This window comes from Planctomycetaceae bacterium (genome assembly GCA_039680605.1).
Classification (GTDB): Bacteria; Planctomycetota; Phycisphaerae; order SM23-33; family SM23-33; genus JAJFUU01.
Genome location: JBDKTA010000013.1, coordinates 37965 through 56051, shown reverse-complemented (window position 1 = coordinate 56051; position 18087 = coordinate 37965). Strand labels below are relative to the sequence as shown.

Below are 18087 nucleotides of genomic sequence, written 5' to 3'. Positions count from 1 at the left end.
GCTGGAGCCCTGGGCCAGAGACTGGCTGGCGGCCGAGACCTGTCCGGCGGCCGAACTGGTCTGCTCAGCGCCGCTGGAGAGTCCGGCGATAACGCGGTTGATCGGGCCGGTGATGCTGCGGGTGATGAAGATTGCCATCAGGATGCCCACGACCGTCGCGACCGACAGGCCGATGATCATCGTCAGCGACGATGTCGCCAGCGAAGACGCGGCCTCATTGGAAGATTCGGTGGCACTGTCCATGTTGGCCTTGGCGGTGTCTACTGCGGCGTCGAGAACAGCCTGGGCCACAACACCGCGTTTCTTGCCTAACTCTTCGCGAGCCGTCCAGTTGGCCAGAAAGCTTGTCATGGCCGATTCATATCCTTTGGCGGCGGCGCGGCAGTCTTCGATCTCTTTGAGGTCGGCTTCCAGATGAGTGATGGGTTTGAGCTCATCGAGTTTGGCGTAGAGTTCGGAGAACTTCTTTAGAGCTTCCTCATACTGTTTGGGATCGCGTTCGGACTGGGCTTTCCAGTTGCCCACGCGGACGGTATTGCCGATGTCAATGACATCATTGCCCAAGGTGATCTTCTTCAGCCGTTCAGCGAGCTTGGCTTGCGTAATGGCATCTTTGGCATCGCCGGCGGCGCCAATGCCTGCTTTGAATAGCTGCCCATATTCCGCCAGCGCATTCTTGTTCTGCCCTTCCACGAAGTGCACAGAGACCTTCAAGAAGGTTTCGCCGGAGGTATTCATGGACTCGCGATTCTTGTTCAGCGCTTCAGTCCGGGCCACGGTGTCGTTGAACAACTGTTCGTATTCCAGCGCCTTGATCTCCGCCTTCTCGGCGTTGGCCTTCAGGACGGCGAGATTGAACTTCGTGGCGTGCTCTTTGGCCTCCTTCAATGCCTTCTTCACCAGTTCGAGCTGGGCCTTGGCGCTGTCCAGGAAGCCCTTTTCTTCCGAGTAAGCATAACCGCGGGCCTGGTACATCGTGTTCAGTGAGTTGCGCTCTATCTCGTTGGCCGCGCCCACGGCCGGGACCTTCGCCTCGGCCAACTCCGTGACGGTGGTCTTGACACCAGACATGCTCCAGACAGCCAGGCCGCCCAGCGACAGGGCGATGACGATCAGTGCGGAAAAGCCAGCGGCAATCTTGCTGCCGAGTTTCATATTCTTAAACATGCTCATTCTCTCCGTGTTGTGAACGTCTCTTCATTAAGGAGACGTTGGGTTCGCGATTACTGGTCCGTTTCGTTCTGGACCTGCTCGACCACGCCGGCGGCTTCGCTGCCGCTCAGGACGCGCGTGATGTCCAGCAGGATCGTTACCTTGCCGTTGGTCTTGCCCATGCCCAGGATGAACTCGGTGTCCACGTCCAGACCGAACGACGGGGTGTCTTCGATCTCGGCGGCGCCGATGTCGAGAACCTCGGAGACCTTGTCGACCATGATGCCCATCTCGATCCGGCCGACGTCGACGACGATGATGCACGTCTGCTCGGTCTGCTCGACGCTGGGCATGCTGAACTTCAACCGCAGGTCGATCACCGGGATGACCTTGCCGCGCAGGTTGATGACGCCCTTGACGTGCTCGGGGGTGCGCGGGACGGCCGTGATGTCCATCATGCCGATGATCTCCCGCACTCGGAGTATCTCCAGGCCGTACTCCTCCTCGGCCAGGAAGAAGGTCAGGTACTTTCCTGCCCTCTCCCTCACATGTACCGCTTCTTTCGTTGCCATGTCGCTCTCCTTAAAAGCGCTCACTGATTCCGCCTGATTCATCAGGCGGCTGTTGCTTGGGTTTTTACTGTGGTGGCCAGGCTCCAGATGCCGCTGGCGTCGAGGATGATCCCCACGCGTCCGTCGCCGAGGATGGCCCCGCCGCTGACGCCGGCGATGTTCTGCAGACTCTCGCCCAGGGGCTTGATGACGACCTGCTGCTGGCCGAGCAATTCATCGGCCAGCAGGGCGCAGCGCCGCCCGTGGGCCTCGATGACGATCGCCAGGGCGGCCGTCGGATCGGTCACGGCGCCCGGGACGTTGAACAGGCGGTGCAGGCGGAACAGCGGCAGCAGCTTGTCGCGCAGCAAGACCATTTCGCCGGCCTGGCCGCCGACGGTCTTGAGACCTTCGGACCGCGGCTGAAAGCTGTGTTCGATCGACACGGTGGGGATGAGGAATCGCTGCTGACCGACGCGCAGCAGCATCGCGTCGACGATGGCCATCGTCAGCGGCAGGCGCAGGGTGAAGGTCGTGCCCTTGCCGGGCTGGCTGGCCACTTCGATGCGACCGCGGATCGACTCGACGCCGCGCTTGACGACGTCCATCCCCACGCCGCGACCGGACACGTCGGTGATCTTGTCAGCCGTCGACAGGCCCGGGTGAAAGATCAGGTCGAACACCTCGCCGTCGGAAAGTTCGCGGGAGGAATCCACCAGGCCGGCCTGCGAGGCCTTGGCCAGGATGCGCTGGCGGTCGAGCCCCTTTCCGTCGTCGACCAGTTCGATCACGACGTTGCCCGCCGCGTGATACGCCCGCAGGGTCACCGTGCCGGTGGGGTTCTTGCCTGCGGCGGTGCGGATGTCGGCCGGCTCGATCCCGTGGTCGACGCTGTTGCGGATCATGTGTACCAGCGGATCAGAGAGGGTCTCAACCATGTTGCGGTCGATCTCGGTTTCTTCGCCCTCGGTGACCAGTTGCACCGTTTTGCCGCTCTTGTGCGCCAGGTCGCGCACCAGGCGGGTCATCTTCTGGAAGGTGCTCTTGAGCGGCACCAGGCGCAGCGACATCGTCAGGTCCTGCAGCTCACGCACGATTTTTCCCGCGTGCGAAACGCTGCGGGCAAGGCGGGCCATGCGGCCGCTGTTGACATCCGGATCCTGCGAGACCATCGACTGGGCGATCACCAGCTCGCCCACCATGTCGACCAGGCTGTCCAGGCGCGTGGTGTTGATGCGGACGCTCTGCTCGACGGACAGTCCCGCCATCTGCTTCTGCGTGCGCAGCGCGCCGGCGACGTCGGTGATCGGCGCCTTGCCGCTGACGACGAGTTCCTGTCCGATGGGTCGCTCGTGCTGTGCGGCTGCTTGTTCCACGTCGTCGCGGGCGATCTTGCCCTGGCCGACGAGGATGTCGCCCAGCCGCATGGTGCTTCGGACGGTTTCTTCGCTGTATCCGGCGGCCTCGGGGTTCTGCAGGTCGCCGCAGAGGGCGTCGTATCCGTCGGGCACGGTCAGTTTCTGTCCGGGCTGGGCGCCGTTGAGGGCGACGACCATGCTCTTGAGCATGTCGCAGGACCGCAGGGCCAGGTCGGCGTACCCGCCGGTGAGGCGGATTTGCCCGCCGCGGGCGCGGTCGAGCATGTTCTCGGCCAGGTGGGCCAGCCCCTGGATGTGGGGCAGTCCCAGCAGACCGCTGGTGCCTTTGATCGTATGAAAGCAGCGGAAGACGCGGTTGAGTTCTTCGTTCTCGCCGGGGTTAGTTTCGAGAGTCAGCAGGGCGGTCTCTGCCGCGGTAAAGTGGTCGTGACATTCCTGCACGTATTCACCCAGCAGTTCCAGGTCGGCGTCGGCGGGCAGAGAGGGCCCTTGTGTGCCGCCGGCAGCGGGGCGGGCGGATGGTTCGGCGGGCGCCGGCGCCGCGACGGCGGCCTTGGGCGAAGGCGGGGAATCCGCGGACGGATGTTCACAATTTTCGATGGCGCTCTTGAGAGTGCGTTGGACTTTCGCCACGGCCGCGTCAAAGTCAGTCATGTCCGCCCCGAGCAACTCGGCGGCCTGTCCGATGAGGTCTTTGACCCGTTGACAGTAGGCGTCGCTGCGGGCCTCCTGGACGAGCGATCTCCAGATGGCGACCAGTTCAGCGCCGTCATCAGATGTCAGGGCGATCAGGCGGGCCTCGAGAACCTGGAGGTTCGCCCAGGGGCAGGCGTCGTGGGGTTCCTGCGAGGCCGCGGAAGCGGCCGCGCTGGGCATGGCGGCCGTCACGCGGTGCAGAACGCTGGTGGCCATGTTACAGGCGCCCAGCGATTCGGTATTGCCCGGGTGCCTGAGGACATTGATCACGCCGTTGACGGCGGCGCCCAGGGCCTGCACGACCGGCGACTCATCGGCGGGTCGGTTCTGGAACAAGGCCTGCAGCGCTTCGAGAGCGGCGGTCATCGCTTCAACAAGGGCCGGCGGATCCTGCGGGAGCAGGGCGATGGTTTCCTCGATGAGCGTTCCGGCTCTGATGAGGCTGTCGGGCTCGTCGCATCGCACAGCGGCGATCAGATCCGGGAGGTTCTGCAGTTTTTTCCGTAACGTTTTCGCATCCATTGCTTTGCCCTCGTCAACGGCAAGCGTCGCGGCGTTGGGTTACGCCGCCGACTTGGCCCCCACGCCGATGAGCAGTTTGCCCAGGTCCGTGGAAAAAGTGCTGCGATGCACAGGAGAGTGCTTGGGAAAGAGCATGCTCAGCTTTTCGCCCCGCGTGACGCTGGGCAGCGAGATCTCCGCCCGCACGCCCTGGGCGTCGAGTTTGGCCTTGATATCGCCGGCGAAGATGTTGCACAGTTCGCCGATGGCGTCGCACATGTCCGGGCTGTCGAAGGGCACTTCAAAACCGGCGAACTTCTGCACCAGCGGTTCGGCGGTGCCTTGGGGAATCCCGATGAACACCGACCAGCCCACGTCGCCCACCAGCGAGATGACGGCCATCAGGGCCGCGTCGTGCAGGATGGTCTCGTCGAGGACGTCATCTTCCCGCGGTTGCAGTCCGCAGGTCATCATGAGGATGTCGACGGCCGCCTGCGGCACGCATTCGCCTCGCTCCAGTCCTGCCGGCATGACTCTTGTCTGTATATCCACGTTTGTGTTCTCCTGGGGGGAATTAGCTTGCAAGCTTGGCCAATTTGGAAAAGAAGCCGCCGGGCTTGATGGTCTGGGCGTTGTTGAGACGCTCAAAGAGCGGCTGGAGCTTCTGGATCATGATGTCTTTGGTGAAGGGTTTGACGATGTAGCAGTCGACGCCGCCCTTATCGAGGGCTTCCTCGACCTTGCCCATGGTCCCTTCGGTGGTGACCATGACGATGGGCACGTGGCGCTTCTGGTTCTGCCGGACGTGCATGACCAACTCGATGCCGGTCATGTTGGGCATGTTCCAGTCGACGAACATCATGTCGACGGGCTTTTCGGGGAGTTTCTTGATTGCATCGAGGCCATCGGCGGCCTCGGTGAAGCTGAAGTTCGCCAGCCGCGTCTCCATGAGGTTCCTCATGACCATCTTTCGCATGATTCCCGAATCGTCCACGACCATTGCATGTATTTCCATGTTGGCTGTTCCTGTGCTAGCGCGGGGTGCAAAGCCCGCGAGGTTGAAGGTGGTTTTCGTGCCGCGAGGGATTCTGGCCCGCCACTGCCGCCAGAGAGCGGAGAGTTGCGCGATAGAGCGCTGCCTCAGTAGATCGCCAAGATGTCTGCGTTTTGCGGGCCATGGTTCCTCATGGTCCGCGCCCATTTCAACTGACCTCCGCTGATATCGGAAAACGGGGGCGAGACTTTAGCACTGGTCCAACTATTCCAAAAATCGGCAAAATCAAATTCTGAGCATTATTCACTTGACGCACGGTCCTAAGGAAATTACCTATTAGATCCTAAAGCTCACGCCTCATTGGGTTCAAGGAGTGAGCGATGCCAACATGTTGTGGTTGGTTGATCGGCCGGTGCATCTGACGCAAAGGTTCTTGGGAAAGGATTCCTGATGCTTCAGGCCAAGCAAGGCCTTTCCGACGACGACGTGGTGTCGCAGGATACCTCGTATTTTTGTTCATCCTGCCCGCCATCGCTGCCGTTTGTCGGCCTCAGCCCCGGCATCTGCGAGGTGCTCGACACGATCAAAACCGTCGGCGCCAGCGGTCTCAACCCGATCCTGATCATGGGCGAGACCGGTACGGGCAAAGAAATGGTCGCACGAGCGGTCCACCTGTGGCGCTGCGGGGAAGCGGCGGATTTTGTGGCCGTCAACTGCGCCTCGCTGAGCGAGACGCTTCTGGAAAGCGAATTGTTCGGTCATGTCAAAGGCGCCTTCACCAGCGCCGATCGGGACAAGACAGGCCTGTTCGAACTGGCCGGCAGCGGCACGCTATTCCTGGACGAAATTAGCGAGATTCCTACTACGCTCCAGGCCAAGTTGCTGCGAGTGCTTCAGGAGCGGTGCTTTCGCAAGGTCGGCGGCACGAAGGAAGTCCCCTGTCAGGCGACAGTTGTGGCCACCACCAACCGTTCGCTGACCGAAGAGGTCGAAGTGGGAGCCTTCCGTCGCGACCTCTATTATCGTCTGGCCGTTCTTCCGGTGATCATTCCGCCGCTTCGAAGCCCTCAGCGTCGCAGCGACATTCCATTGCTGGCGGAGTACTTCCTCAAGCACTCGCCGCTGACGCTCCAGTCGCGCCCGTCGGGCATTTCCAACGACGCCATGGACCGCCTGATGGCCCACCCCTGGCCCGGCAACGTGCGAGAACTCAAGAACGTCATGGACCGCGCGATCATCCTGGCCAATCAGGATGAAGTCACGGCCGAGAGCCTGCGATTTGACACTCAATCTTCCGCCGACCCCGAGTCGCCGGGGCAACCGTCCCGAGAGGATTTTTCGCTTGAGGCTGCTGAACGCGAGTTCATCCTGCGGGCGCTCAAGGAGACCGGATGGCAGCGCAACCGCGCTGCGGTTCTGCTGGGTATCACGCGAACGACGCTCTACGCCAAACTCAAGCGGTACGACATCAAGATGCCCCCGGTATCGGGTTTCCCTTCGGACCAGGCTTGGCACCAGTCTTAGACGGCCGAAAATTCGCCATGCAGAAAGTGAACGTGTACGTACGGCATCTGTGCGCGCCGAAGTGGGAACTGTGTTCGGGCGACAAGGCCAAGGCATGCAACAAGCGGGCGCCTTTCTTTGTAACACCTGTTGTATCAGAGACCTAATGCAGTTATGCCATCTCTTCAGAAGGGGTCGCTTGTCGCGGCGGTGTCTGGGCGTCTGTTTGGCATAGTTATTGCACTAGCAAGGCGATACGACTGCACATGGATGTGCACCTTCCCTGTCGACGTGGGCCAAGTGCATGGACGACACGAAAGCCACGACGGATGTTTTGTCGAATGCCCCGGCGGGTGCGCCCGCGGCGGGGGATTCGTCCGTTGCGGATTCGTCTCTGAATCTCAGCGCCATCCGTGCTGACGTCCTCCGCAAATCTACCAAGACCCAGCACAACTGGCCTCTGGTGCTGGTGGCGCTGGGCGCCGTGGCCAGCGTATTCGCCTGGATCGGCTTTCGCAACTCCGGCGCTGCCCCTGAGCCCGGCCTGCAGTCCGGGACAGCTCTGGTTGCCAGGCCCGATGCCGTCCGCCCCGTCGCGCAGAGCCAGCCGGCTCCGCCGGAGCCCCCCGCCGGCGTGTCCTGGACGGCTGCGGAGCGGTACTTCGCCGCCGGTGACTACGATCGCGCCTTGACGCAGTACCAGCAGTTGCTGTCCGTATCGGCCCAGCGCCCTGGTCCGGGGCCCATGGCCGGTCTGTTCCGCATCCGTATCGCCGACTGCGTGCTTCGAAAGGGCGATGCAGCTGACTATCGGCGGATTCTCACTGAAGCGTGCCAGGGTCCCAGCCCGCTGGTGAATTGCCTGGCCAACTACCGCCTGGCGATGCTGGACTTCGACCAGGAAATATGGATGCAGGCGCGAATGCGGGCGTATTGCGCCATCGCATGCTCGGCCGCGCTGGAAAACGCCGACGAGATCGTCGCCCAGTGCGACCTGTTGGCGGCCAGAAGCCTCACTCAGCAGGTGCTGAAGGTGACCGCCGTGGATGCCACGCTGCCCCATCTGCCCCTCAAGGCGGTCGACGCCATCACCGGCAGCAGCGAGGAGTCGCTGGTCGGCGCCATTCTCAACGGCTCCAACAAAGTGACCGCTTCGGCGCTGGGGCCGCGCATCACGCGACTGTCTGACGCCGACATTCTGGTCCGCTGGCAGGGCGTGTGTCTGGCCGCTCCGGTCGAGCAGACCCTCAACCGCCTTGGTCATGCCGTTGGCTGCGACGTTCTCTGGAGCGGCGTGGCGGCGCCGGTTCGGGCGCGGGGAATCACGGCCTTGACCGGAGCCATGACGCAGCAGCGGTTGTTTGAGGTCTTCGCCGGCGCGGCGGGGCTGATCGCGCAGTTTGACGGCAAGCAGAGCACCGTGTCCGACCCGACGGCGTCGGACTCGGCGGCCGCCCAGCGCCAACTGCTGCTGAGCGAATCGGCTGCGGCATGGCGCCGTCTGCTGTTGCGTGAGTCTGACCACCTCCGCCAGGCGGAGGGTCACTATGCCTTGGGCATCATCAATGAGTGCCTCAACGATCGCCCCGCGGCGGTGACGGAATATCGCCTGACGGCCCGTCAGTACAGCCAGTCGCTGGCGGCGCCGCAGGCGCTGTTGCGGTCAGCCAAGGTTTGCCTGGCGATGAAAGACTACGCCGGCGCCGAAGAAGACCTCACGGCGTTGCTGGACACGTACCCGCAGTCGGCGGGAATGGATGACGTCTTCCTGGCGCTGGGCAAGGCCAATCTCGAGTCGGGCAGGGAGGCCGAAGCTCTGCGGTTCTTCAAGAGAGTCTACTACCTCGACCGTTCCGTCGAAACGAAGATGGCCGCTGCCCTCGGCGCCGGGAACACCGGTTTCCGCCGCGGCGATTATCAGCAGGCGGTCTCGTGGCTGGGCAAGTACGTCAGCCTCAGCGGCGGCATGAGCCACATCCAGACCGCTCCGGTCCACCTCATGATCGCCCGCAGCCATATGGCGCTGGGAAACCTGTCGCAGGCCCGGCGCGCCCTGTGGTTGTGCCTGTCCGCCAAACCACAGGCCCAGGTCGAACTCGAGGCCTTATTCGAAATGGCGGTGGTCGAAGAGCGCAGCGACCGGTATGCCGCGGCTGTAATCCTCTGCAACCGCGCCGAAAGCCGCATCGGCGCTGACGACCGCCTCCGCGGACAGGTGGTGCTGCTGCGGGCCCAGCTCCATCGCCGAATGGGACTGACCGACAACGCCGCCGTCGATCTGCGGCGGCGACTGCAGCATGTGACCGATCCGGCCGAGGCCGCCACTCTTACCCTCGAACTGGCCGCCTGCTACCGCCTGGGCGGTCAGAGCAGCGAAGCCTACTCGCTGCTGCTGGACCTGCTGACGCGGGTCAAACCCGGTCCGGCGGCCCACCAGGCCCAATGCGAACTGGCTGAACTGTCGCTCGAACTGGGCAAGAACGCCCAGGCCGCCACGCTGGCCACCGAGCTGCTGCGAATGAACCCCGACACGCTGCTGCAAGGCCGCGCCCGCCAGGTGCTCGTGGCGGCGCAGGTGTCGCAGAAGGATTTCAACACGGCTGTTTCGACGATGACCGTCGGCCCCAAGGTGACGGGAGGGGATCGTCGATGACCTTCCGCTCCGCGCATCTGGCAGCGATGGTGATAGCCGCAGTCATGCCGCTGGCGGCCTGGTCGGCCGAGCCGATCCAGAAGCAGGCCCGGCAGCTCTACCTGGATTTCGCCCAAGCCCCGACAACCGGTCCGGACGACTCTCTGCAGGCGGGCATCGAGCGTCTCAAGGCCCAGAAGGTCCACCGCCCGTCCGTCACGGCGGCGACGCAGGAGGCCCTCGTCGCTTCGGCCCCAAGCGCCACGGCGCCCGCGCGCGAGATTCTTTCCAGCGAGACGATCGAGGCGCTCAAGCTCATTCCGCCCAGCCAGCAGCAGAACCTGCTGGCGGCGGCAGATGCGCTTTTCGACGGCGGTCACCTGCCCCAGGCGCGAGCGATGTACGAAACACTGATGGGGCAGAACCCGCCGGCCGCCACGCGCGCGTGGGTGCTGTACCAGTTGGGCAACTGCATGCGCGGCGTCGACCCACGAGGCGCCGCCGCCCTTTATGACCAGGTCATCAAGGACCACGCCGACTGCCCCTGGGCCCAGGCCGCCCAGGCCAGCGCCCGCCTGCTCGAATGGAAACAGGCTTCGGCCGTGCAGGAACTGCTCGACTCGAGCCTCCAGATCAGTCTGCAACTGACGGCGCCGCCGGCGTCGCGACCGGCCGAACCGACTTCCCAGGAGCACGAGCAAGACAATGAGTGACCGTCCTTGCCAGAATGTGCTCGTTGCGGCAGTGCAGCCGCAAACCGTGCGGACGCTGCTGGCGGAACTCGCCGCCGGCGGTATCCGCGGCATGGTCGTGCGCGAAGGCGACAAGGCGGCGGCTTTATCCGAGCAGGCCATCTGGGACTTGGTGATCGTCGAGTCGCAGATCTCCGGTGGACCCTGGAGCCTCATCGATCGATGCCGCACGTGCTACCCCGAACGCCCGCTGGTGATGGTCGGCCCCGCCGGCGACACCGCCTCGGCGGTGGCCGCCATGCGGGCGGGCTGCTGGGACTACCTTGCCCAACCGCTGGACGCCGCGGCCGCCCACGCCTTGATCGAAACCTATCTGCCGGCCCGGGCGGTGGCGCTGGCCGGCGGTGGCGCCGGCGAGGTTCTCCCGCCTTACCAGATCGCCGGCGTCAGCGGACGGTTTCTCGAGGTGGTCGAGCTGGCCCGGCGGGTGGCCCCGACGTCGGTGGCGGTCCTTATCAGCGGCGAGAGCGGCACGGGCAAGGAACTGCTGTCTTACCTGATCCACCGCGAAAGCCGCCGCGGGCGCGGGGCGTACATCCGCGTCAACTGCGCCGCCCTGAACGAGTCGCTGCTGGAGAGCGAACTGTTCGGCCACGAGCGGGGCGCCTTCACCGGCGCCTGTGCCCAGCGTAAAGGCCGCTTCGAGCGCGCCGACGGCGGCACGCTGCTGCTGGACGAGATTTCCGAGACCGGTCCGCGGCTGCAGGCCGAACTGCTGCGGGTGCTCGAGCAGCAGGACTTCGAGCGCGTCGGCGGCAGCGAGAACATCCACGTCAACGTGCGCGTCGTCAGCACGACCAACCGGGACCTCGCCGGCGACGTCGAAGCCGGGCGCTTCCGCCGCGACCTGCACTACCGGATCGCGGGAATGCACCTGCAGGTGCCGCCGCTGCGGCAGCGCATCGAGGACATCCCGGTTCTGGTCTGGCACTTCGTCAATCACTTCGCCGGCGAAGTGCGGCGCAAGATCACCGACCTCGACCCGGCGATGCTCGAGCTGTTCTGCGACTACCACTGGCCCGGCAACATCCGCCAGCTCCGCAACGTGGTGCGCACCGCCCTGATCTTCGGGCGCGACAACGTCCTGTCGCTGCGCGAGGCGGACTTTCTGGCCGACGAACTGCGGCGCGGGCAGGGCGAGCAGGTCGTGACGCTGCGCCTGCGCGAGCTGGAGCGCCAGGCGGTCATGGAAGCCTTGCGCCGCACCCAGCGAAACCAGGTCAAGGCGGCGGAACTGCTGGGAATCTCCGACCGAACGCTGCGGGAAAAGCTGCGAAAGTATCGCGCCGAGCCCCAGGGGCAACCTTCAGGAGAAGCGACATGCCAATCGAGCCCGATGTAACCACGTATCTCGAAGCGGCCGTCCGCGCGGCGGGAATGCGTCAGACCGCTATCGCCAACAATATCGCCAACCTCGACACGGCGGGGTACCGCCGCCGCGCGGTGCAGTTCGAACAGACTCTGGCCGCGGCGCTGGAGCGGGGCAATGTGAGCGAGGACGACTTCAAGGCGCAACTGGTCTCGCCCATGAACACCCCCGTCGACGATCGAGGCAACGACGTGAGCATCGACCAGGAAATCGGCGACATGGTCCAGAACACCGGCGCGTACAAGACGTACCTGCGACTGCTGTCCAAGCTGTACCGCCAGATCGAAGCGGCTGTCAGCTGAACGAGGTGAATGATGAGCAACATACGAATGGCCAGTCCGGTCGATATCGCCATCAGCGGCATGCGGGCCGAGTCGTACCGCATGCAGGCTATCGCCAACAACATCGCCAACGCCTACACCACTCGCGGGCAGGACGGGCAACCGTACCGCCGCATGGAAGTCATTCTCGCCAGCACCGATGGAATGTCAGGCGTGACGTACTCGCAGGCCCAGCCCGACACCAAGACAGGCTTCCTGCGGGTTCACCAGCCCGGACACCCCGACGCCGACGCCAGCGGGTATGTCAACATGCCCAACGTCCAGTTGCCCGTGGAAATGATGAACATGGTGGTCGCCTCGCGGGCGTATCAGGCCGGCGCCGCTGTTATGAAGAAGCACCAGGAAATCATGGACGTAGCCGTGGAACTCCTCAAGTAAGGACCGTGCGATGGCAGGAATAACCCCAGTTTCGGGAATGGGCGCTCTGACGCCCTCAGCCGCCGGAGCCCTCAAGCCCGCCGTCAGCGGCGCGGGCAATATCGACTTCGGCCAACTGCTCAAGACCGCCATCGGCGGCGCTGACAAGCCCCAGGAAAACGTCGTTGCGGCCATCCAGGATCTGCTCTCGGGCAAGAGCAAGGACGTCCTGCCTGCCGTTCAGGCCATGGCCAAAGCCGACATGAGCTTCAAACTGCTCATGGGCGTCCGCAACAAAGTGATCGACGCGTACAAGCAGACCTTGAGCATGCAGCTTTAGGCGGATTGAGAGCCTCCAGTGGCAATGGGCCAACTTGAAAACATGGGCGGTCTCCTGCGGCGGCTGACGCTGGTGCAGCGCGTGGTGCTGCTGACGGTGGTGCTGGCCGTCGTGGTCGCCTGCGTGATGCTGGTAGGCTGGGCCCAGCAACCGCAGATGGCGCTGCTGTACGGGTCGCTGGCGCCGGAAGAGGCCGCCAAAGTCGTCGACAAGGTGCGCGAGGAGGGGTCGCCCTTCGAGTTGGGCCAGGGCGGAACGGCAGTCTATGTCCCGGTCGACAAGGTCGCCGCCCTTCGTCTGGCGACGGCGTCGGCGGGGCTTCCCGCCGCCGACCGGGCGGGCTACCGCATCCTGGATGACGAGAAGATCGGAACCAGCCCCTTCGCCCAGCGCGTCAATCACGTCCGGGCGATCGAGGGCGAACTGGCCAAGAGCCTCCAGATGATCGAGGGCGTGCTCGGCGCCCGCGTACACGTGGTCAAACCCGAAAGCTCCGTCTTTGCCGGAAAGGGCAAGGACCCCTCCGCCACCGTCGTGCTCAGGCTGCGATCGGGATGGAAGCTCTCGCCGGCAAACGTCTCGGCCGTCACGCACATGGTGGCCGGAAGCATCGAGGGGATGACGGCCGCCAAGGTCATGGTCGTCGACAGCGCGGGCAACCTGCTCAGCGGCGAGGGCGGCGACGAGTTCACCCGCAAGGCCGACACGTTCCTGGACTACAAGAGCCGCGTCGAGGGCTACCTGGCCAAGAAGGCCGAAGACATGCTCACGGCCGTGCTGGGGCCCAACCGCGTTTCGGTTCGCGTGACGGCCGAGATCGACACGCTCAACGGCACGCAGACGATCGAGACGTTCGACCCGGCTAAACGCGTCGTGAGCAAGGAGGAGATCCGCTCCTCCTCGGGCGCTACGGCCGGCAAGGAAGAGAACATCACCAACGAGTATCTCGTCAGCCGGACCGTCGAGCAGCGCCAGGACCTGCCCGGTCGCATCAAGTCGCTGTCGGTGGCGGCATTCGTGTGCCTGGCGCAGGCGCCGCCGGCCGGCGAGGCCGACAAGGGCGCCGCCGGTGACAAGAAGGCCGACAAGCCCGCCGCGGGCATGAACGAAAAGGACGTCGAGGAGATCATTCGCAACGCCATTGGTCTCAAAGAGTCCGACACGCTCAAGGTGGTCAATACGGCGTTCTACGAGCACCCCGCCGAGACGGCCGGGCAGGAGCAGGGCATGTTCACCCTGGATTTCATGCTCGAGCTGGGGAGGCGGTTGTCGCTGGGAATCCTGGTCGTCGGGGTGCTGGTGGCGCTGAAGATGATGCGCGGACCCCGCAAGAACATCGCCTCCCAGGCGGCGCTGGCCGACCTGCCCTCGCAGCAGGCGTTGCCCGGCGGGGCCGCCGGAAATCTGCTGCCCTCCGACGCCGCGGACCCCAATGCCTTGAGAATGCAGATCACCCATGCGCTGCAGGAGAAGCCTGAGGAAGTCAAGCGGCTGTTCCTGAACTGGGCCCAGACCCAGGAAGGAGCCGGCTAGATGGTCGCCTGCAGCGGAGTTCGAAAGGCCGCGGCGCTGCTGATGAGCCTCGACGCCAGCACGGCAGCGGCGTTGCTCAAGTCGGCCGAACCGGGCACCCTCAAGCAGATCGTCGCCGAGGTGGCGTACCTGATCCAGACCGGTCAGCGCGCCTCGAGCGAGGCGGTGCGGGAGTTCCTGACGCTGCTCCAGAGCGGGCGGCGCCAGAGCGACCCGGTCATGCAACTGCTCGAGATGGCCTTGGGCGAGCAGGCTCACAACGTCCACCGCGAAGTGCAGGACCTGCTGGCGATGAAGGACCCTTTCGGACAGGTCCGCTCGGCCTCGGTCGAACACATCGCCCAGGCCCTGGACGGCGAAAGTCCCCAGGTCATCGCCCTGGTGCTGGCCGAACTGCCCACCAGGAAAGCCACCGACCTGCTCGCCGCCGTCGAAGAGGCGCGACGGGCGCAGGCGGTTGGCCTGATGGCCGGCGGGGGAGAACTTTCCGATGTGGTGCGCCTGAAAGTCGCACGGGCTTTACGGACCAAACTCGATGCCATCGCCCGCAAAGCAGCCCAGCAGCAGGACGCCGCCGGCGCGACCGAACAGGCCGCCGCACCGATGTCGCCCCAGCAGAAGCAGCACCGAAAAGTCGCACAGGTGCTGCGCGGGCTGCCCGCCGACACCCGCGGCGTGCTGCTCAAGGCCCTGGCCCAGCGCAGCGAGGAAACCGCCAAAGGCGTCCAGCAGATGATGGTGCTCTGGCAGGACCTGCCCATCATCGGCGATCGGGCGGTTCAGGAGTCGCTGCGCAGCGTTGACAGCCGAAAACTCGCCCTGGCGCTTGTCGGGGCCGACGAGCCCACCAAGGCCAAGGTGCGGGCCAATATCTCCGAACGGGCTGCCGCCATGCTCGACGAGGAAAGCTCGCTGCTGTCGTCGCCCAAGCCGGCCGACGTCGAGCAGTCGCGGGAGTTGATCCTGGCGGCGCTGCGCAAGATCAACGACAGCGGCGAGCTGACCTTCGAGGAGTCCTGACGTGGGCGCACCGGTTCTGCATCTTGAGGGCAAGCTGATGAGCGTCAGCGTCGCCGGGATCGCACCGGGCGCCGGCAGCGACCTGATGGACCTGCAGCGCGAGCTGGCGGCGGAACGCGCCGCGACCGTGCAGGCCCGCCAGGCGATGGAGCAGGCCGCCAGCGAACTGGTGCGGCTGCTGCACGAGCTGCCTATCGGCCTGGAAAAGCAGTTGGCGACGTTGGCCTTGGAGATTGCGCGGAAGGTGATCTGCCGGGAGATCGACGCCGGCCGCTACGAGATTGACGCTATTGTCGCCCAGGCGTTGGAGGGCATCGACACGCGGCGGGGGGGCGTGGCGGTGCGGCTGAACCCCGCCGACCTGGAACGCAGCGGCCTGGCCCGCGGCGCCGCCGGGGACGGGGCGGTGTTCCAGGCCGACGCGGCGATCAAGCCCGGCCAATGCCGCATCGAGACGCCCGACGGCGTGGCGGAATGGACGCTGGACAACCACATGGAACAGATTGCCCGGGCCCTGACCGGCTCGGGCGGAGATCAGGATGGCTGTTAACCTCGACAGGTTCACCTCCCGCCTGGACGCGCTGAAGCTGGTGCGCTGCCGCGGGACCGTCGCGCGCGTGACGGGCACGACCATCGAGAGCGACGGCCCGCCCGTGGGCGTGGGGCAGCTTTGCGTGGTGCATTTGGCCGACGGGCGGCGCGTGCAGGCCGAGGTGGTCGGCTTCAACGGCAACCGGCGCGTGCTGCTTCCCTTCGAGGGCATAGACGGGATCGCCCCCAACGACGCCGTCGCCGCCAGCAGCAGCCCACGGCGCGTGGTGCTGGGCCCGGCGCTGCTGGGTCGCGTGCTCGACGGTTTGTGCAGGCCCATCGACGGCAAAGGCCCGCTGGTGGGCGAGGACAGCCGCTGCCTGGACGCCCTGCCGCCCTCGCCGCTGACGCGGCGGAACATTGACGAACCGCTGGCGCTGGGGATCCGCGCCTTCGACGGCTTGCTGACGCTGGGCAAGGGGCAGCGCGTGGGCATCTTCGCCGGCAGCGGCGTGGGCAAGAGCACGCTGCTGGGCTGGATCGCCCGCGACAGCGCCGCCGACGTCAACGTGCTGGCTTTGGTGGGCGAGCGCGGGCGCGAGGTGCGACAGTTCATGGAAGAATCGCTGGGGCCCGAGGGGCTGGCCCGCAGCGTCGTGATCGTCGCCACGGCCGACGCCTGCCCGATCCAGCGCGTCAAGGCCGCCTTCGCGGCGATCACCATCGCTGAGCACTTCCGCGACCGCGGGCAGAACGTCCTGTTCATGATGGACTCGCTGACGCGGTTCTGCCAGGCGCAGCGCGAGATCGGCCTGGCCGCCGGCGAGCCGCCGACGACCAAGGGCTACTGCCCCAGCGTCTTTTCGATGCTGCCCCGGCTCACTGAGCGCCTGGGCCTGTCCGCCATCGGCAGCATCACAGGCATCCTGACGGTGCTGGTCGAGGGCGACGACATGAACGATCCGGTCGCCGACTCGGCGCGCTCGCTGCTGGACGGGCACGTGGTGCTCTCGCGCAAGCTGGCCGAGATGGGGCACTATCCGGCTATCGACATCCCCCAGAGCGTCAGCCGCCTGATGCCCGCCATCTGCACGCGCGAGCACCTGCAGGCCGCCCAGCGCGTCCGGGCGGCCTACGCGACCTACTTAGGGGCCGAGGACCTGATCAACATCGGCGCCCTGGCCAGCGGAAGCAACCGCCGCATCGACAAGGCCGTCTCGCTCATCGACCGGATCAACGAGTTTCTCATCCAGTCCAGCGACCAGAGCAGCGAGTTTTCCCGGACGGTCGCGACGCTGGCGGAGATCGGTTCGGCGTGGGATTTCGGCGGGGGTAAGAAGGCATGAAAAAGTTCTCATGGCCGCTGGAGAGACTGCTTCACGTGACCGCCCAGCGGGAAGACGCCATGCGCGCCGAGGTGCAGGGTCTGGCCGCACAGGTCGCGGGCATCCGAAGCGAAATGACCCGCCGCCGCGCCGCGGTGCGGCTGGCCTTGGCGGATATGACCGCCCTGCCCCTGCAGGAGCGGCTGGACGGCCAGAAGCTGTTCATGGGCAGCAGCGATTACGAGCTTGAACAGGCCCGCATCCTGCAGCAGCGGATCCGGGCGATGGAGTCGCTGGCGCGGGAAAAGCGCAAGGCCCTCATCGAGCAGCGCAAGAACCGGCGCAAGCTCGAGCGCCTTCGCGACAAGGCTTTTCAGGACTGGCAGCGTCAGGTGCTGCTGTGGGAGCAGAAACAGCTTGATGAAGTCGCCACCACCGCCCGCGCCCGCACCGGCGCTGGCGCGGCGTGGTCGGGCGTACCGGCAGGTGAGCTATGAAGAAGATCATCATCGTGTCCGTGGCGGGGGTGCTCAGCTTTATCGGCTCGTTCCTGATCAGCGGGGTGTTCTCCCCGCCGCCGGCGGCTGCGCCCCAGGCCGCCGTGGGCCCCACCAGTGCCCCGGCCGACGAACCGCCCGTCCTGATGGGGCGCGAGAAGGAACTCGACGAACTCGTGCGCGATATGCGCGCCAAGCTGGAGCAGGTGCGGCACAAGGAAGACCTGCTCGACCAGCGCGAGAAGCGGCTGGCCGTGGCGCAGGAGCAGATCAAGCAGCAGACGTCGGAGCTCGAGACGCTGCGCGTGTCGCTGGTGGCGCCGCTGGCGCGGTTGAAGGAGGCTCGAGACCAGCTCGAGCGGTCGCGCGTGACGGTTTCGGCCCAGGAGCGGGTCAACCTCAAGCGGGCGGCGGCGATCTACGAGATGATGGATCCCGCCCGCGGCGGGCAGATCCTGGGCGAGATGTGTACCAGCAACCAGGAAAACGACGCGGTGTGGATTCTGTACCTGATGTCCGAACGGTCAGCCGGAAAGGTCCTGCAGGAAATCCAGGACAAGGGGCTGGCCGCGCGGTTGTTCGAAAAGATGAAGCGGATTCGGGAGCAAGGGTAG

At 65.3% G+C, this 18087-nt stretch carries 18 protein-coding genes; 13 read left to right on the top strand and 5 right to left on the bottom strand.

The annotated features are described in order from the left end of the window. The 5 genes from ABFD92_04380 to ABFD92_04360 form a co-directional block, all read right to left on the bottom strand. On the bottom strand, nucleotides 1-1017 hold a 1017-nt coding region (locus ABFD92_04380), incomplete at its 3' end, for a hypothetical protein (GenBank protein ID MEN6503754.1). Nucleotides 1018-1223: 206 nt separating this feature from the next. Beyond that, nucleotides 1224-1724 carry a chemotaxis protein CheW gene (locus ABFD92_04375; protein ID MEN6503753.1) on the bottom strand — a complete coding sequence of 167 codons (501 nt, stop codon included), beginning with the start codon at nucleotides 1722-1724 and terminating at the stop codon, nucleotides 1224-1226. Between the two features lie 41 nt (nucleotides 1725-1765). Beyond that, a complete protein-coding gene (locus tag ABFD92_04370; protein MEN6503752.1) occupies nucleotides 1766-4300 on the bottom strand; it encodes a chemotaxis protein CheA in 2535 nt (844 codons plus the stop codon). A 39-nt stretch (nucleotides 4301-4339) separates the two neighbouring features. Next, nucleotides 4340-4831 carry a chemotaxis protein CheX gene (locus ABFD92_04365; protein MEN6503751.1) on the bottom strand — a complete coding sequence of 164 codons (492 nt, stop codon included), beginning with the start codon at nucleotides 4829-4831 and terminating at the stop codon, nucleotides 4340-4342. A gap of 22 nt (nucleotides 4832-4853) precedes the next feature. Next, nucleotides 4854-5294 (bottom strand): response regulator, encoded by a 441-nt coding sequence (locus ABFD92_04360; GenBank protein ID MEN6503750.1) that lies wholly within the window; start codon nucleotides 5292-5294, stop codon nucleotides 4854-4856. Between the two features lie 429 nt (nucleotides 5295-5723). Here ABFD92_04360 and ABFD92_04355 point away from each other — a divergent pair, with 429 nt between their 5' ends. The 13 genes from ABFD92_04355 (at nucleotide 5724) to ABFD92_04295 (ending at nucleotide 18087) form a co-directional block, all read left to right on the top strand. Continuing rightward, entirely contained in the window at nucleotides 5724-6797 is a 1074-nt protein-coding gene (locus ABFD92_04355; protein MEN6503749.1) for a sigma-54 dependent transcriptional regulator, read from the top strand. 283 nt (nucleotides 6798-7080) lie between these two features. Then, complete coding sequence (locus ABFD92_04350; protein ID MEN6503748.1) at nucleotides 7081-9429, top strand: tetratricopeptide repeat protein; 2349 nt, start codon at nucleotides 7081-7083, stop codon at nucleotides 9427-9429. Further along, the gene (locus tag ABFD92_04345) at nucleotides 9426-10121 is read left to right on the top strand and encodes a hypothetical protein (GenBank protein MEN6503747.1); all 696 of its coding nucleotides are present in this window, start codon (nucleotides 9426-9428) and stop codon (nucleotides 10119-10121) included. The genes ABFD92_04350 and ABFD92_04345 overlap by 4 nt, the downstream gene beginning before the upstream one ends. Beyond that, a complete protein-coding gene (locus ABFD92_04340) occupies nucleotides 10114-11502 on the top strand; it encodes a sigma-54 dependent transcriptional regulator (protein MEN6503746.1) in 1389 nt (462 codons plus the stop codon). The genes ABFD92_04345 and ABFD92_04340 overlap by 8 nt, the downstream gene beginning before the upstream one ends. After that, the gene (locus ABFD92_04335; GenBank protein MEN6503745.1) at nucleotides 11481-11831 is read left to right on the top strand and encodes a flagellar basal body protein; all 351 of its coding nucleotides are present in this window, start codon (nucleotides 11481-11483) and stop codon (nucleotides 11829-11831) included. Before ABFD92_04340 ends, ABFD92_04335 begins: the two co-directional genes overlap by 22 nt. A gap of 12 nt (nucleotides 11832-11843) precedes the next feature. After that, entirely contained in the window at nucleotides 11844-12248 is a 405-nt protein-coding gene (gene flgC / locus ABFD92_04330; GenBank protein ID MEN6503744.1) for a flagellar basal body rod protein FlgC, read from the top strand. A 10-nt stretch (nucleotides 12249-12258) separates the two neighbouring features. Continuing rightward, complete coding sequence (gene fliE / locus ABFD92_04325) at nucleotides 12259-12567, top strand: flagellar hook-basal body complex protein FliE (GenBank protein ID MEN6503743.1); 309 nt, start codon at nucleotides 12259-12261, stop codon at nucleotides 12565-12567. A 24-nt stretch (nucleotides 12568-12591) separates the two neighbouring features. Then, a complete protein-coding gene (gene fliF, locus ABFD92_04320; protein ID MEN6503742.1) occupies nucleotides 12592-14100 on the top strand; it encodes a flagellar basal-body MS-ring/collar protein FliF in 1509 nt (502 codons plus the stop codon). Then, nucleotides 14101-15120 (top strand): FliG C-terminal domain-containing protein, encoded by a 1020-nt coding sequence (locus ABFD92_04315; protein MEN6503741.1) that lies wholly within the window; start codon nucleotides 14101-14103, stop codon nucleotides 15118-15120. 1 nt (nucleotide 15121) lies between these two features. Further along, nucleotides 15122-15670 carry a FliH/SctL family protein gene (locus ABFD92_04310; protein ID MEN6503740.1) on the top strand — a complete coding sequence of 183 codons (549 nt, stop codon included), beginning with the start codon at nucleotides 15122-15124 and terminating at the stop codon, nucleotides 15668-15670. Next, nucleotides 15660-16997 (top strand): FliI/YscN family ATPase, encoded by a 1338-nt coding sequence (locus ABFD92_04305; protein MEN6503739.1) that lies wholly within the window; start codon nucleotides 15660-15662, stop codon nucleotides 16995-16997. The genes ABFD92_04310 and ABFD92_04305 overlap by 11 nt, the downstream gene beginning before the upstream one ends. Next, the gene (locus ABFD92_04300) at nucleotides 16994-17473 is read left to right on the top strand and encodes a hypothetical protein (GenBank protein MEN6503738.1); all 480 of its coding nucleotides are present in this window, start codon (nucleotides 16994-16996) and stop codon (nucleotides 17471-17473) included. Before ABFD92_04305 ends, ABFD92_04300 begins: the two co-directional genes overlap by 4 nt. Beyond that, the gene (locus ABFD92_04295) at nucleotides 17470-18087 is read left to right on the top strand and encodes a hypothetical protein (protein MEN6503737.1); all 618 of its coding nucleotides are present in this window, start codon (nucleotides 17470-17472) and stop codon (nucleotides 18085-18087) included. Before ABFD92_04300 ends, ABFD92_04295 begins: the two co-directional genes overlap by 4 nt.